Origin of the sequence: Frankia sp. R43, assembly GCF_001306465.1 — a bacterium.
GTDB classification, from domain to species: domain Bacteria; phylum Actinomycetota; class Actinomycetes; order Frankiales; family Frankiaceae; genus Parafrankia; species Parafrankia irregularis.
In genome coordinates this window covers 1,205,171-1,219,329 of record NZ_LFCW01000002.1, presented here as the reverse complement: position 1 = coordinate 1,219,329, position 14,159 = coordinate 1,205,171, and the positions used below count along the sequence as shown (strand labels likewise).

Annotated in this window: 12 protein-coding genes; 4 read left to right on the top strand and 8 right to left on the bottom strand. The window is 70.1% G+C overall.

Annotated features, from left to right (window positions below; translation table 11 throughout):
* Nucleotides 1-2 precede the first annotated feature (2 nt).
* Entirely contained in the window at nucleotides 3-1,523 is a 1,521-nt protein-coding gene (locus ACG83_RS12940; protein ID WP_083473178.1) for a DHA2 family efflux MFS transporter permease subunit, read from the bottom strand.
* Nucleotides 1,524-1,812: 289 nt separating this feature from the next.
* On the opposite strand from ACG83_RS12940, the gene ACG83_RS12935 reads away from it, so the two are divergent.
* From ACG83_RS12935 to ACG83_RS12920, 4 genes are read left to right on the top strand one after another with little or no spacing between them, the layout of a single operon-like run.
* On the top strand, nucleotides 1,813-3,081 hold the full coding sequence (locus ACG83_RS12935) for a beta-ketoacyl synthase (RefSeq protein ID WP_054566348.1): 1,269 nt from the start codon (nucleotides 1,813-1,815) through the stop codon (nucleotides 3,079-3,081).
* Nucleotides 3,078-4,316, top strand: coding sequence for a ketosynthase chain-length factor (locus ACG83_RS12930; RefSeq protein ID WP_054566347.1), 1,239 nt, complete (start codon nucleotides 3,078-3,080; stop codon nucleotides 4,314-4,316). Before ACG83_RS12935 ends, ACG83_RS12930 begins: the two co-directional genes overlap by 4 nt.
* A 20-nt stretch (nucleotides 4,317-4,336) precedes the next feature.
* On the top strand, nucleotides 4,337-4,621 hold the full coding sequence (locus tag ACG83_RS12925; protein ID WP_054566346.1) for an acyl carrier protein: 285 nt from the start codon (nucleotides 4,337-4,339) through the stop codon (nucleotides 4,619-4,621).
* Entirely contained in the window at nucleotides 4,618-5,541 is a 924-nt protein-coding gene (locus ACG83_RS12920) for an MBL fold metallo-hydrolase (protein WP_054566345.1), read from the top strand. Before ACG83_RS12925 ends, ACG83_RS12920 begins: the two co-directional genes overlap by 4 nt.
* A 289-nt stretch (nucleotides 5,542-5,830) precedes the next feature.
* Here the strand turns inward: ACG83_RS12920 and ACG83_RS12915 are convergent, their stop codons facing one another.
* The 7 genes from ACG83_RS12915 to ACG83_RS12885 form a co-directional block, all read right to left on the bottom strand.
* Complete coding sequence (locus ACG83_RS12915; RefSeq protein ID WP_054566344.1) at nucleotides 5,831-6,577, bottom strand: AfsR/SARP family transcriptional regulator; 747 nt, start codon at nucleotides 6,575-6,577, stop codon at nucleotides 5,831-5,833.
* A gap of 735 nt (nucleotides 6,578-7,312) precedes the next feature.
* Entirely contained in the window at nucleotides 7,313-7,957 is a 645-nt protein-coding gene (locus ACG83_RS12910; RefSeq protein ID WP_054566343.1) for a nucleosidase, read from the bottom strand.
* A 59-nt stretch (nucleotides 7,958-8,016) separates the two neighbouring features.
* Nucleotides 8,017-9,018 (bottom strand): DNA-3-methyladenine glycosylase, encoded by a 1,002-nt coding sequence (locus ACG83_RS12905; RefSeq protein ID WP_161934749.1) that lies wholly within the window; start codon nucleotides 9,016-9,018, stop codon nucleotides 8,017-8,019.
* A 91-nt stretch (nucleotides 9,019-9,109) separates the two neighbouring features.
* On the bottom strand, nucleotides 9,110-10,435 hold the full coding sequence (locus ACG83_RS12900; RefSeq protein ID WP_054566341.1) for a S9 family peptidase: 1,326 nt from the start codon (nucleotides 10,433-10,435) through the stop codon (nucleotides 9,110-9,112).
* Nucleotides 10,432-11,925, bottom strand: a complete 1,494-nt coding sequence (locus ACG83_RS12895; RefSeq protein ID WP_083473177.1) for an SRPBCC family protein — start codon at nucleotides 11,923-11,925, stop codon at nucleotides 10,432-10,434. Before ACG83_RS12895 ends, ACG83_RS12900 begins: the two co-directional genes overlap by 4 nt.
* A gap of 125 nt (nucleotides 11,926-12,050) precedes the next feature.
* Nucleotides 12,051-13,667 (bottom strand): class I adenylate-forming enzyme family protein, encoded by a 1,617-nt coding sequence (locus ACG83_RS12890; RefSeq protein ID WP_054566339.1) that lies wholly within the window; start codon nucleotides 13,665-13,667, stop codon nucleotides 12,051-12,053.
* Nucleotides 13,668-13,678: 11 nt separating this feature from the next.
* Nucleotides 13,679-14,158, bottom strand: coding sequence for an SRPBCC family protein (locus tag ACG83_RS12885; protein ID WP_054566338.1), 480 nt, complete (start codon nucleotides 14,156-14,158; stop codon nucleotides 13,679-13,681).
* Nucleotide 14,159: the final 1 nt, after the last annotated feature.

The window sequence follows — 14,159 nt, the reverse complement described above, 5'->3', positions numbered from 1 at the left end:
GATCACCGCCGGCCCGGTCGCCCCGCGGATGCCACCAGCCAGCTCGCCGAGGCGACGAACAGCCCCGACAGCGCGCACAGGCACCAGAACGGCGCGTGGAAGGTCGCGCTCCCCGTGCTGCCTGCCGCCGTGACGTCGGCGCCCGCGGCCCAGCTGAGCACCGTGACCAGCAGGGCCGCACCAACCGCGCCACCAAGCCGGAGAAAGACGTTGATCATCGTGACGGCATCCGGGAGCTGCGCCGGTTCCACCGCGACGTACGCCGCGGTGGAGGACGGAACGACGGACAGTGCGTTGCCGACACCCAGTACGAACAGACAGCCCTCGATGACGATCAGGTCGATGCCGTCCGGGAGCAGCGCCACCGGAACGAACGCCACGGTGGTCAGCAACCCGCCGGCGAGGGACACCGGGCCACCGCCGAACCGGTCGGTCAGCCGGCCGGCCACCGGCAACACCGCGGCGCCTGCCGCGAAACCGATCATCGCGAGGCCCGTCTCGACGACGTCATACCCGCGCGCGAGCTGGAAGTAGAGCGCCCAGATCACCAGCGCGCCGAACTGGATCACTCCGGCGAGGAAGCTGGACGCCGCGGCCGCGGCGAACACCCGCCCGGTGAGCAGGCGGGTGTTCAGCAGCGGCGTCTGGACGCGCCGGCCACGCCGGACGAACGCTCCGAGCGCCACAACTCCGACCAGCAGGGGGATGGCGATCAGCGGCAGCGACCGTCCGTGGTGGTCGCTGGACCAGCTGACCGCGAAGGTGAGGGCGGGCAGGGCGATACCGATCAGGGCGAAGCCGGTGAGGTCGAAGTTCGAGCCCGGCGCCCGGTCACCGCGCGGGATGAGCCTGCGGCCGAGCCACAGGCCCACGACGCCGACCGGAATGTTCACCAGGAACAGCCACCGCCAGGACGCATGCGCGATGAGCAGGCCGCCGACTGTCGGTCCGAGCGCGGGACCGAGCACGAGCGCCATTCCGACAGTACTCATCACTCGGCCCATCAGCTTCTTGCCGCTGACCTGGGCGATGATTGTCTGACCGGCGGGAAGGAGCAGACCACCGGCGAACCCCTGTGCCGCACGCGCGGCGACGAGGGAGCCGATGTCCGGTGCTGCCGCGCAAAGCGCCGAGGTCACGGTGAAACCGGTGAGCACCCACAGCCACAGTGACCCCGCCCCGATTCTCCGGCTGGCCCATCCGCACAGCGGAAGGCCGATCACCAGGGCCAGGAGATACCCGCTGACAATCCACTGGGCGGTCGAAAGGCTCGCGCCGAGGTCCTGGGCCACCGTCGCCAGTCCGACGTTCACCAGGGCGCCGTCGAGCTGTGTCATGAACGCGCCGACGACGACGACGCCGGAGACGAGCCATACGTGTCGCCCCACCACCTGGTCGTCGGCACCTGCCTCCTGGCGATCGGGAGGTGTGGCGTCCGCGTCCGCTTCCGATATCGGGGGTGGTCCGACGGCGCTCCCCGGCGCCGCCTCGTCGCCCGTGAGGTCGACCGGTGTCGACGACATGCTGCCTCCATCCGACGCGAGATACCTGGACGTACGGGGAAAAGGTGTTCAGGACGTCCTATCAGGGCTGCCTGGGGCCGTACTCAATCTCCACTCAAAGATGCGGCGGAGATCGTCTGATTCGTGCGCGACCGGGCGCTCAGTGATGTTCGAGAACCAGTCGTCAACCTACCGTGTGGCACCGGACGGAGAAGTTTCGGGGAGGCAGCTCGCACCCTGGACGGCCGGGCCTGAAGGAAAGGTTGACGATGGTTCCCTGGTCTGGTTTCTGCGACCGTGGAGCGGGCACGTGAACCGCCGGGTCGTTATCTCGGGAATTGGCGTGCGGACGCCGGGCGGCGGTGACCGCGAGGCATTCTGGGAAATGCTGGCCTCCGGGCGCACGGCCACCCGGACGATCTCCATGTTCGACGCGTCGCCCTTCCGCTCCCAGGTCGCCGCCGAGGCGTCGTTCGATCCGGCGGTGGACGGGCTGACGGCGCAGGAGACGGAGCGCATGGACCGGGCCGCGCAGTTCGCCGTGGTGTGCGCGCGTGAGGCGGTGAGCGACAGCGGTCTGGACGTCGACCGCGTGGATCCGGCCGCCATCGCCGTCAGCATCGGCAGCGCCGTCGCCGCCGCCACCAGCCTGGAACGGCAGTACCTCGCCGTCTCTCACGGCGGCCGCGACTGGGTGGTGGACAACGACGCGGTGTCGCCCCACATGTTCGACTACCTGATACCGAGCCGGATGCCGGCGGAGGTCGCCTGGACCGTCGGCGCGCAGGGGCCGGTGGCGATGGTCTCCAACGGCTGCACATCGGGCATCGACGCCGTGGGACATGCCTGTCAGCTGATTCGCGAGGGCCGGGCCGACGTGGCGCTGGCCGGTGCGGCGGACACCCCGATCACCCCGATCGTCGTCGCCTGCTTCGACGCGATCAAGGCGACCACTCCACGGAACGACGATCCCGAGCATGCGTCGCGGCCTTTCGACCGGTCGAGGGACGGCTTCGTGCTCGCCGAGGGCGCCGCGGTGCTGGTGCTGGAATCCTACGAGCACGCCCGGGCGCGTGGAGCCCGCGTCTACGCGGAGGTGGCCGGATACGCCTCGCGCTGCAACGCCTATCACATGACCGGTCTGAAGGCCGACGGCCGTGAGATGGCGGAGGCGATCCGGGTGGCGATGGACGACGCTCGGGTGGGCCCCGGGCACATCGACTACATCAACGCGCACGGCTCCGGAACGAGGCAGAACGACCGGCATGAGACCGCGGCCTACAAGCGTGCCCTGGGAGACGACGCGTACCGGGTCCCGGTCAGTTCGATCAAGTCCATGGTCGGTCACTCGCTCGGCGCGATCGGCTCGATCGAGATCGCCGCCTGCGCGCTGGCGATCGACCGGTGCGTGATCCCACCGACCGCGAACCTGTACGAACGTGATCCCGAATGTGACCTCGACTATGTTCCGATCACCGCGCGCGACGCGCGCCTGGACGCCGTACTCACGGTGGGCAGCGGGTTCGGTGGTTTCCAGAGCGCCATGGTGCTGCGTCGTACGACGGGCGCCCCGGCATGAGCGCCGTCGTCGTCACCGGGATCGGGGTACTGGCGCCCGGCGGGCTCGGCCTCGAACCGTTCTGGGAGGGCGTCTGTGATCGCCGTTCTGGCATATCCGAGCTGACCCGGTTCGACACATCCGGGTTTCCGGCTCGGCTCGCGGGCCAGATCACCGGGTTGGACCCGGCGGAGCTGCTGCCGAGCCGCCTGCTGGTCCAGACCGATATATCCACCCGGTTCGTGCTGATCGCGGCGGACTGGGCGCTGCGGGACGCCAAGGTCGAACCGGGCACCTACACCGACTACGAGACCGGTGTGATCACGTCCAACGCCTGCGGCGGGTTCGAGTTCACGCACCGTGAGTTCCGCAAGCTGTGGACGACCGGCCCGGCCGCGGTCAGCGTCTACGAGTCCTTCGCCTGGTTCTACGCGGTGAGCACCGGTCAGATCTCCATCCGCAACACGCTGCGTGGCCCGAGCGGCGCGCTGGTGGCCGAGCAGGCCGGTGGGCTGGACGCGATCGGCCATGCCTGCCGGGCCGTCAGGCGCGGGACGCCGATGATGCTCACCGGCGGGGCCGACTCGGCCCTCGATCCGTGGGGATGGGCCGCCCAGCTTTCAGGTGGTCAGGTGAGTACCGCCGCCGATCCGGATCGGGCCTATCTGCCTTTCGACACGGACGCACGCGGATATGTCCCAGGCGAGGGCGGGGCGATTCTGGTCCTGGAGGACGCCGGCACGGCTGCGTCCCGTGGTGCCCAGAATCTCTACGGCGAGATCGCCGGCTACGGGTCGACCTTCGACCCGCCGCCCTGGTCGGGTGGGCGGCCCGCGCTCGGCCGCGCGGCCCTGCTGGCGCTCGAGGACGCGGGTATCGGCCCGGCCGATGTCGACGTGGTCTTCGCCGACGGCGCTGGCGTCGCCGAGCTGGACCGCAGCGAGGCCGAGACGATCACCGAGCTGTTCGGGGCGTGCGGCGTCCCGGTCACCGTGCCGAAGGCGGTCACGGGCCGGCTGTACTCGGGCGGCGGACCGGTCGACGTGGCCGTCGCGCTGATGGCCATGCGTGACGGGTTGATCCCTCCGACCGCTGCCACCGACAGGGTGCCCGACAGCTACCGGATCGATCTCGTGCGCGACGCTCCGAGACCGGCCGACCTGGCCCATGCACTGGTGCTGGGGCGCGGGCGGTGGGGGTTCAACTCGGCCGTCGTCGTCCGTCGAAGCCCGCGACCGGGCAGCGAAACACCCTGACAACGAGAGGACGAACGTTCATGGCTGCCATGACCCTTGACGAGCTGTGCCACCTGCTGGTGGCGGTCGCCGGAGAACCGATCGCCGAGGTGGCCTCGACCGACCTGGCGGACACCGAGTTCACCGAACTCGGGTATGACTCCCTGGCCCTGATGGAAGCGGCCGCACGCATCGCCCAGGAGTACGGTGTGCGCATTCCCGACGCCGACATCTTCGAGATGCAGACCCCACGTGACCTGCTCGACCTCGTGAACGGGGCACCCGGGGCCGGCGACCTCCCGGCCCCCGTGGCGGCGCGGCCGTGACAACAGCGGCGACCTCGACCAGATCAGAGCTGGTCGAGGTCGCCGAGGACGTCTACGCCTACACCCAGCTGCCCGGTGGGTGGTGTGTGAGCAACGCCGGCCTGGTCGTCGGCCCCGACGGGGTCGTCGTCATCGACACGCTGGCCACCCTGAACCGTGCCCGGCAGCTGCGGGAGACCGTCGACGGGTTCGGCGCGGGGCCGCGCCGAACGGTGGTGAACACCCATCACCACGGCGATCACACGTTCGGCAACCAGGTGTTCGGACCAGCGGCCGAGATCATCGCGCACGAGCGGGCCGCCGAGGAGCTGGCCAGCACAGGTCTCGCCCTGACCGGCCTGTGGCCGGACGTCGACTGGGGCGACCTTCAGGTGCCGGCCCCCACGCTCACCTTCGCCGACCGGGTCGCGCTGACGGTCGGTCGGCACCGCGTCGAACTGATCCACGTCGGGCCGGCGCACACCAGCAACGACATCGTGGCCTGGCTGCCCGAACAGCGGGTCCTGTTCACCGGCGACGTCGTCCTGTCGGGCTGCACGCCGTTCACGCTGATGGGTTCGGTAGCGGGATCGCTCACGGCGATCGAACGCCTGCGTGCCCTCGAACCGGCCACTGTCGTCTGCGGGCACGGAGCGGTCGCCGGGCCGGAGGTTTTCGCGGAGAACGTGGCGTACCTGCGCTGGATTCAACAGATCGCCGCCGACGGGGTCGCGGCCGGCTGGTCGATCAGCCGTGCCGCCCGCGCGGCAGGGCCGGGCGAGTTCGGTCACCTGCTCGACCCGGAGCGGGTGGTCGGGAACCTGCACCGCGCGTACGCCGAGGTGGTCGGAGGACCGGACGCCCCGCCGCTGGACGTCGGGCCGGTCTTCGCCGAGATGGTGGCGTACAACCGGGGACGTCTGCCGACCTGCCTGGCCTGAGCACCGCCGAGGGCGGATCGGGCGCGCCGCTGACAGCGTGATCGCTGCGGCCGGCGTGCCCGGCCTGCCCGAACGATCCGAAAAGAACACTGCGCGTTCGCCGAACGTCGCCCGCCAGGGCCGCACCGCACCAGGGCCGCACCGCACCAGGGCCGCACCGCACCAGGGCCGCACCGCACCAGGGCCGCACCGCACCAGGGCCGCACCGCACCAGGGCCGCACCGCACCAGGGCCGCACCGCACCGGGGCCGGGGCCCGGCCCCGGCGGGCCGGGCCGGCCTGCCCCGACCTACCCGAGGACCTCGTGGTGCAGCCGTTGGACCTCGGGCGTCGGCTGGAGTCCGAGCTCGGCGTCCAGGATCTGCCAGAGGCGCTGGTAGGCCTGCAGCGCCTCCGCCCGCCGACCGCAGCGCAGCAGCGACTTGATCAGCTGGGCGTGGAATCCCTCGTTGAGCGGGTGCTCGGCCACCAGGGAACGTAGCTCGGGAATGATGTCCCGGTGCCGCCCGAGCTGTTCTCGGGCATCGATGCGAAGACCGAGAGCGGTCAGGCGGAGTTCCTGAAGATAGGTGACGTGCGCCTTGAGGGCCGTCCCGGTCGGCATGCCCGCGAACGGGCACCCGCGGGACATCTTCAGCGCGTCGGTGAGCGTGACGACGGTCGATTCCGGGTCACCCCGCTCCAGGCTCTCGCTGCCTTCCCGGACCAGGCGCTCGAAGACGACCGAGTCGATAGCGTCCTGGTCGGCGGCGAGCATGTAACCGGGTGGCTGGGTAACCAGCAGGCGTTGGGCGTTCGGGACCCGCAGACTCTCGGTGAACATCTTCCGTGCCATATAGACGTAGGTCTGCAGCGTGGCCTGCGCGCTGCGGGGAACCTGCTCCCCCCACAGCTCGTCGATCAGCATGTCCACGCTGACGGTCTCGTTGTTCATGGCCAGGAGCAACGAGAGCATATGGCCGATCTTCGATCTGGCGAGCGCCGTCGAGGCAGTGCCGTTCGCGATCTCGACACGGCCGAGTACCTTGAATTTCATATCGCCCCCGTCCGAATCGGACACGACGCGTGCGGGCGGAGCCGCGGGCTTCGTGTCGCTAGATATGGGACTGACTGAAACTGACATGGGGAATCAGCGGAATACCCCCGACCGACGGAGAAGGTAATGGCCCGGGCGTGGAGCGCGTCGCACCCGGCGAGGTCGTCTGGCGCTGGCGCCGAACGAGAACGGGAAACCGCTCCGCACCGATCCTCTGCGACGCGTGAATACTGACAGGCGACCATCTACAGCGATGTAGAAGGTCCTCCCCCGAGATCTCCAACCGACCATAATACCCAGCCCCGTGGTTCAGGATCCCACCCCCTCTCGAAGTTGATCCTAACCCCTCCGCATTGCCAGAGTAAGCCTTGCGCCAGCGCTGAATTTTCGACAAACATGACCTGGATCACAGCATTCTGGATCTTGAAGGTTGTTGTGGCCGCAAACGGCGGGCGACGGCCTTTGGCTGCGGTAGATGTATCGTCCCGCGGACCGCGGAGTGTTGGCCGTTGCTCCGGGCACCGTTCCGAAGAATGCTCTGGTCAACGGGGTGGCCCGGGCTTGAACCGCGACCATCGGACCGAATAGCCGGATGGCGGAAAATCTCCGTCTGTCGGACTCCTGCCACTGGTTTGGCGGTGCCTGCGGCCGGCCGGCTCGCCACCGGAACAACACAACGCAGCCCATTCCTGTCGGATATCCGTCACCGGCGGGAATGCCGGCGATCCCGACCAGTCAGGCCGGGTGTGGGCGGAAACGATCGAGGAAGTCGACGGTGGCCTCGGCGAGAACGGCGGCCCCGCGCGGCACCGCGACGCTCCAGTCGTCCGACGCCGACTCGTCCGCGGCATCGGAGACCCATTTGACGGCACGGACCGGCGTCCCGAAGGCATGGCAGGCCGCGGCGACCGCGTAGCACTCCATGTCCACCAGCGCGGCCCGCGCCTGCAGGGCGGTGCGCAGGGATCCACCGGCGACGAAACGGTCGCCGGTGGCGATCACCGATCCGTCGCCACCGGACAGCGCGAGCTGGCCACGCACCGGAATGCCGAGCGCGTTCAGGCTCGCGGCATCCAGATCCCAGGCCCAGGCCGTGCTCGGCCAACGCAGCCGGGCACCGGTTTCGTCCAGCCCGCCCGCGGTACCGACGTTGATCACGCCGATCGACGTCGGGTCGTCGAGCCGGGCCAGCGCCGCGCTGACAGCGACGGCGGCGGCGGTCTTGCCCGCTCCCGTGATCAGCACCGCGAGCAGCGCCGGATGGTCGCGCGGAAGTGCCGCGACCTCGGCTTCGGTCGCCGCGGCCACGAGCCACTTCCGGACCCCGCCCTCCGGCGGTGCCTGCAGGTCGATCTCGCCCGCGCCGGCCTGGGGAGGCATGTCGGCCTCAGCCCACTCCGACTCAGCCCACTCCGAGCCCGGTGCCCCGTCCAGCCCTCTCATCCGCCCGCCCTCAGGTAGTGCGCCCAGTAGCCGGCCTGGGCGCCGTACGGCGCCGCCAGGGAAACCAGATCCGACGCGGACACCTCCGCGCCGTACACCCGCCGGCCGGCCTTGAGCAGCTCGGTGTCCGTGGGCAGGCGCTCCATCCGCCCCAGCCCTCTGATCATGACGAACGTCGCTGACCAAGGCCCGATTCCGGGCAGCGACAGCAGGAACCGCTCCACCTCGTCGACGTCGCCGGTGCGCAGGAACGTCTCCTCGATCTCCAGGAGACGCCGGACCGAGCCGGACACGTACCCCGCCTTGCGGCTGTTTCCCAGGATCCCGGTGAGAACCTCGAGCGGGAGTTCGGCGAGCTGGTCAGGACTCGGGAACGGTGTCACCTCGGCCCCGAAGCCCGCCAACGGCGGGTTGAGGTGCTGCATCAGCCTTAGCTTCACGGCACGGGCAGCGGTGATGGGGGTCCGCTGGGCAAGGATCGCCCACACGATGTTCTCGTACGGCGAGGGGAACTTGACCTGGTGATAACCGTGCAGACGGTGTTCCACCCGGGCGAACGGAGGATCGGCCGACGCGGCCGACGCGAAGGCGGTCAGGTCGTCATCCAGGGAGAGGTAGAAACGCAGCCGGTCGGTAAGCGCGTCGAGAACGTGCTCGGATGGCGAATGCGGCGCGGCGACGGTCACCTCGACACCGGGACCGTCACTGCCCACACCCGGGCCCCCGCCAGAGTCGGGGTCTGGGCCCTCGTCGTCGGCCGGCGACGGGCCGATCCTGGTAAGGAGCAAACAGCCGTCGATACGCCAGGCCTTCACCAGGTGCGCTCCGGCGGCGACCTGCTCGCCTCGGGTGGCTGGAAACCCGCAGACGAAATCGAGGGAATGGTCCCACCGGAACGGCGGCCGCGCCGGTATCCGGAAGCGGTGCCACAGCCTGGTAGCGACCGCGGCGGCAGGTGCCGACGGCGACGCGGGCAGGGGCTGGCTCGGTGGGCTCACGTTCACCGGATCCTCCCGGGCAGCGGTACAGGACGGGCACCACACCGACAGAGCAGGGCACCGGAACGGAACATGTCACGGGGTATCCGACTCAGCGCGGATCGGGCCGCAGGTGGTGTGCCACCCAGTCCGCTATCTCGATTCCACACAGGTTGATCATATTCAGGCACACGTGTGCTTCGCTTTCGTGTGTCACCAACTCGTGTCTGGTACCCCATGCCCGGTCGAGCTCCACCAGGTCGGCGAGTGGGAAGATGTCGTCAAGCGCGCCGTGGACGCTGAGCACCCGGGTATGTGGTGCGGGATCTGACGGAAACGCAAGTGCATCGAAGCGGTGCTGCATGTCGTCGTCGTCGAGCGGCTCGCCGCCGCCGAAGGTGTAACGGAAGTCGTCGCGCAGCCGGCGCGGCAGGGTCGCAAACGGGGCGATACGCGGGCCGCCGGAGAAGTTGACCACGCATCGCAGTGACGGCCCGAGCGTCCGAGCCACCCGCAACGCGAGATAACCACCGAAGCTGACGCCGAGAAAGGCCATCCGATCGGCCGCGAGGCGGCTGTCCGCACGCAGCACGTCCAGCAGCGCCGCGACGACGCTCTCCATATCGACGCGCAGGGGCGTCTGGCCGGCGTCCAGGCCCTGGCCCGGGCCCTCGAACAGCACAGCCGCGATCCCCCGGTCGAGGTACGCCTCCGCCAGCGAGAGGATCTCGACCTCCGTCATCGAGTCGAGCCCGTTGGACAGGACGACACAGGCCAACGGCCGATCGGCATCGCGCGCCCGTCGCGGTGGAAGGTAGAGCCAGTACGGCACCGGTTGCGCGCAGACGCTCCCCGCCGGGAGGGCCCTGGCCTCTCGGCGCACGCCGCCACCCAGGTCGTCGCCCAGGCCGCCGAGGCCGCCGAGGCCGTCCTGCGCCGGATCGGGACTGGTCAGGCTGCGTTCGAAGCAGGTCCGTACCAGGCGGCGCAGGCCCAGTTTGCGGGCCCGGTCACCGAAGTCCATGAACTCCGCCCAGTGGTAACAGGCGGCTGCACCCCGGTAGGCGCGGGCCTGCCCGGCGGCAGTGGTCGAGGCCACGGCCGCCGCCACGTAGACCTCGGCCCGCGCGGTCCAGCGGGCCCTCCACTCGTCCCAGAACCCGGCCGAGCCCAGATCGATCTCGGTGAGCCCGAAGCCGTCGAGTGCCAGCGCGACATCACCCCAGTGGATCTGCGGTGCGTACCGGGCCTGCAGAAACATGAGGCGGGGAAGGAAGTACCCGCACGCCTCCAGCACGGCGGCGGGAACCCGCGCCGGACGTGTGCGCCGGACGTCCGGCGAGCCGCCGAGGCCAGGCGCCACGGCCGTGGCACCCGAGCCGTTCGCCGCCGTGGCTTCGGGCGCGCCCGTCCCGCCGGACGGGGCGGCCCTGCTCACGGCTGGCCGGCGGAGCGGTCCAGAGCCCGCCCGCAGGCGTCCACCGTCGCCCGGCTGTTGCGTTCCAACAGGTCGGCGACCAGGGTCTTCCGCCGCCGGAGCTCATCCGTTCCGGACACCTCCGCGGAGCCGTCGCGATCGAGGACCACGAGGTGGTGCGAGATCACCTCGCTGCCGCCCGCGATGCCGCGGACCTGCCAGTGGCCCGCATGGCGGAGCATGCCCGGCGGTGGCTGTGGCTGGAAGTAGGTGATCGACAGCGTCCGCTCGTCACAGTGCCGGACGCTGCGGATGCTCTCCAGCTCACCGGCCGACCCTGCCGTACCCGGCGCGGTTCGTACCTTCATCGTGAACTCCTGGTGGGCGCCGTCGTCGTAGAGCACGTCCAGGGAGTCGAGATGATCCAGCATCGCCGGCCAGCCACCGATGTCGGCCAGCAGCGCGAAAACCCGGTGGGGGCTGTGCGGCAGGCGGTAGCGGCTGGTCAACGACAGCAGCGCTTCGGTGTTCTCCTCGACGAAGGCCCGGATCGCGAGCATCTCGGCGGCGGCGTTCCCGTCGACGAAGTCACGGACGAACGCCGCGGCCTCGGACCGGGTGCTGATCCCGTCACGGATACCGCGAACGTCGGCCAGCAGCCGCCAGTGGCGGTCCACCGTCAGCAGGCAGCGGCCGTTCTCCAACGGCACGACCCGCCAGACCCCGTGCATCGACTCCAGGAAGGGCATCGGCACCGGAAGGTCGTACTCGACCCGCCGCACGGAGTCGACGTAGCGGCGGCGGGTGTTCCAGGCGACCGGCCTTCCGTCCTGCTCCGCCTCGACGCGGACCGTTTCCTGGTCATCGGAATGCTCCAGCACCGAGGTGCCGACGCAGGCGGCGAACAGGCGGGGCCAGGAGTCGGTCGAGCGGATCAGTCCGTACACCGTGTCCGGATCAGCCCGCAGGACGACCGAATGACGGATGAAGCCGTCCAGCCCGATCGCGTCTCCCCCATCCGCCTGGGCCGCCCCGGCCGCCGCCCGATGCGCCGCGCCACGGAGGTTGCCCAGCTCGGTGTGGGAGTTCGCGTCGATCGCCGCCCCGATGAACCGCTCGGCCTGATCACGGGTCGTCACGCCCTCGACCTGACCGCCGATGTCGTCGCACAGGTCGTAGTCATGCTCCAGCAGCAGCACGCACTGGGTGGCGTTTACTCCTATCACCCGCCACGTGGTGGACATCGCCTTCACCAGCGGCATGGGCACGACGACGGTGGCCGACACACCGAACAGGTCGGTGTGGAACCGGCGGTGGGACTGCCAGGTCATCGGTTCGCCACCCACGAGCGCGGAGATCTCGATGTGCTCCCCGTCGGGCTCTTCCGACAGGACGGTGACGGACTGGCACGGCTCAAGCAGCGTCGGCCAGTCCCGGCTGCGGCGGATCACGTCGTAGACCTGTTCTGGAGGCGTGTCGCAGACGATGGAGTGGCTGGCGTGATATCGCACGGCTGGTCTCCCTCAGGACGGGCTTGGTCTGGTCGACGGTGAGCGGTCTGGTCGACGGTGAGCGGTCGGAGCGTGGGCCCCCGGAGCGCAGGGCCCCCGGAGGCGGCGAAGCAGAACGCGGCGCTTCAGAGCGGGAACAGCGCCTGCCGGTCGATGGCCCGCTCGGTCTCAGCACGGAGGATCTTGTCGTTGCCGCTCTTGGGAAACGGATCCGCGCTCGCGTAGAGCAGATCAGGCCATTTCTCCCTGCTCAGCCGGGGAATCAGGAACTCGGCCGTCGCCCGGCGCAGCGCCGCCGGGCCGTCGCGGGTGACAGGCCCCCACAGGCAGGCGACCGGCGTCCGGGTGTGATCGTTCTCGCCGCCGCCACGCAGTCCGACGACGACGACCTCACCGACACCCGGCATGCCGGCGAGGACGGTCTCGACCTCCTCCGGATAGATGCGGTGGCCGTCCTGGCTGAGCACGCTGGTTCCGATACGGCCCTTGAGCAGCAGATCACCGGCCGGGCCGAAGGCGCCCATGTCGCCGGTGCGCAGCCAGGGACCCGGCGGGTCGAGGCGACCGGTGGTGATGTCGAGGTAGCCGTCCATCATCAGGTCGCCGCGCACGACGATCTCTCCCACGCCATCGGGATGGCCCGGCAGTGGCTCGAGGCGGACCCCCACGGTGCCGTCCGGCCGTCCGACGCAGTAGGTGTCCTCGAATCGTCGCTGCCGGTGCGCGGTCTCGTCGAGCCAGCAGAACGGGCCGTAGGTCTCGCTGAGGCCGTAGCCCTGCACCCAGTCGCACGGCATCAGCCGGCGGCCGAGCTCCAGCAGCCGATGTGGCATCGGAGCCGCTCCGTAGGCGACGACCCGCAGGCAGGACAGGTCCGTGCCGCCGGCGACCGCGGCCGCCACGAACCGCTCCATCGCCACCGGCCGCAGCATGATGTGGCTGGCACGTGACCGGGCGACCTGCGCGGGCCAGGTGGAGACGTCCCGGCCGTCCGGGATGATCAGCGTCGCGCCGTGCGCCAGCGCGCCGAAGGAGAAGATGACGCCGGTCGTGTTGTTGAGCAGCCCGGACATGAACACCCGCGCGTCGGAGCCGAACGCGAGCCGCTCCGTCACGGCCATCACCCGGCGGGCGACGACGTCCTCACTCAGGCTGATGGCCTTCGGAGCGCCGGTGGTGCCGCTGGTGAACAGGACCAGGAATCCGTCGACGGGATCGGGACACGCGATGGGCAGCGCCTCGTCGTCCTCGTCGTGCCCGCTCGGGGCATCCAGATCGCTCAGGGCACCCAGGTTGTTGAGGGCACCCAGATTGTTCAGGGCACCCAGGTTGTTCAGGGCACTTAGGTCGCTCAGGCCGACGAGGCGCGGACAGACCGCCCGCAGATCGGCGAGGCCGACACCGTCACGGCGCTGGTGCACGACGGCGTCCGGCCGGGCAGCGGTCGCGATGGACCGCCACTCGGGCACGGCGGCCGCCGCCAGGTTGTAGGGCATCAGCACCCGCAGCCCCAGCGCGCTCGCCGCGGCCAGGGTGACCACGGCATCCAGGTCGTGGTCACAGACCAGCAGCACCCGGTCGCCGGCGGCGACACCGTGGTCCAGCAGCCGGCGCGCGCGTCGGGTGACCGCCGCGCGCGCCTGACGTGCCGTGTGGGTGGCCCCGGCGTGTTGGACGCAGGCGCCGAACACGCCGGGGCGGGTGCCCCGGTCCAGCAGGGACACGAGCTTGTCGGGAGACACCGCGGACGGCCTCAGTTCGCCACGATCTCGGCGAGCTCGTTGAGCGCGGTGGACAGGCCGCTCTGCAGGTGCGGCCAGATCTTCACACCGAACATCTCCACCGCGTCCTCGACGATCTCCGCGCGGACCTCATGGGTGAGCCGTACCAGCCCGCCGAGTGGCTCCATGCGATGACTCGTCCGGATCGTGCCGAACGGCAGGACGGTCTCGTCGGAGAACTCCTCCCCCTGGGTGACGGAGGTGATGGTGACCTCCATCGGCTGGCCCCCGGCCGGGGTGAGGGTGAAGGTGTTGCCGGCCTTGAAGTTGCCGTGCAGCTTCGTGCTCTCGATGCCGGTGTCCCAGCTTTTCCAGGCGTTGACATCGACCCACACCGCCCAGATGTCATGCATGTTCGCGCCGACCGTCACCGTCGCGGACGCGAGGAAGTCCTGGGTTCCGGCCTTCACTGCGCCGGACGCCGGCGCTTCGGGTTCCCGTACGTCGGTCATC

Bases quoted from the DNA above. Each gene is read 5' to 3' on its own strand.
- ACG83_RS12940 (WP_083473178.1), bottom strand. From the start codon at position 1,523: ATGTCGTCGACACCGGTCGACCTCACGGGCGACGAGGCGGCGCCGGGG.
- ACG83_RS12930 (WP_054566347.1), top strand. From the start codon at position 3,078: ATGAGCGCCGTCGTCGTCACCGGGATCGGGGTACTGGCGCCCGGCGGG.
- ACG83_RS12925 (WP_054566346.1), top strand. From the start codon at position 4,337: ATGGCTGCCATGACCCTTGACGAGCTGTGCCACCTGCTGGTGGCGGTC.
- ACG83_RS12915 (WP_054566344.1), bottom strand. From the start codon at position 6,577: ATGAAATTCAAGGTACTCGGCCGTGTCGAGATCGCGAACGGCACTGCC.
- ACG83_RS12910 (WP_054566343.1), bottom strand. From the start codon at position 7,957: ATGCCTCCCCAGGCCGGCGCGGGCGAGATCGACCTGCAGGCACCGCCG.
- ACG83_RS12885 (WP_054566338.1), bottom strand. From the start codon at position 14,158: ATGACCGACGTACGGGAACCCGAAGCGCCGGCGTCCGGCGCAGTGAAG.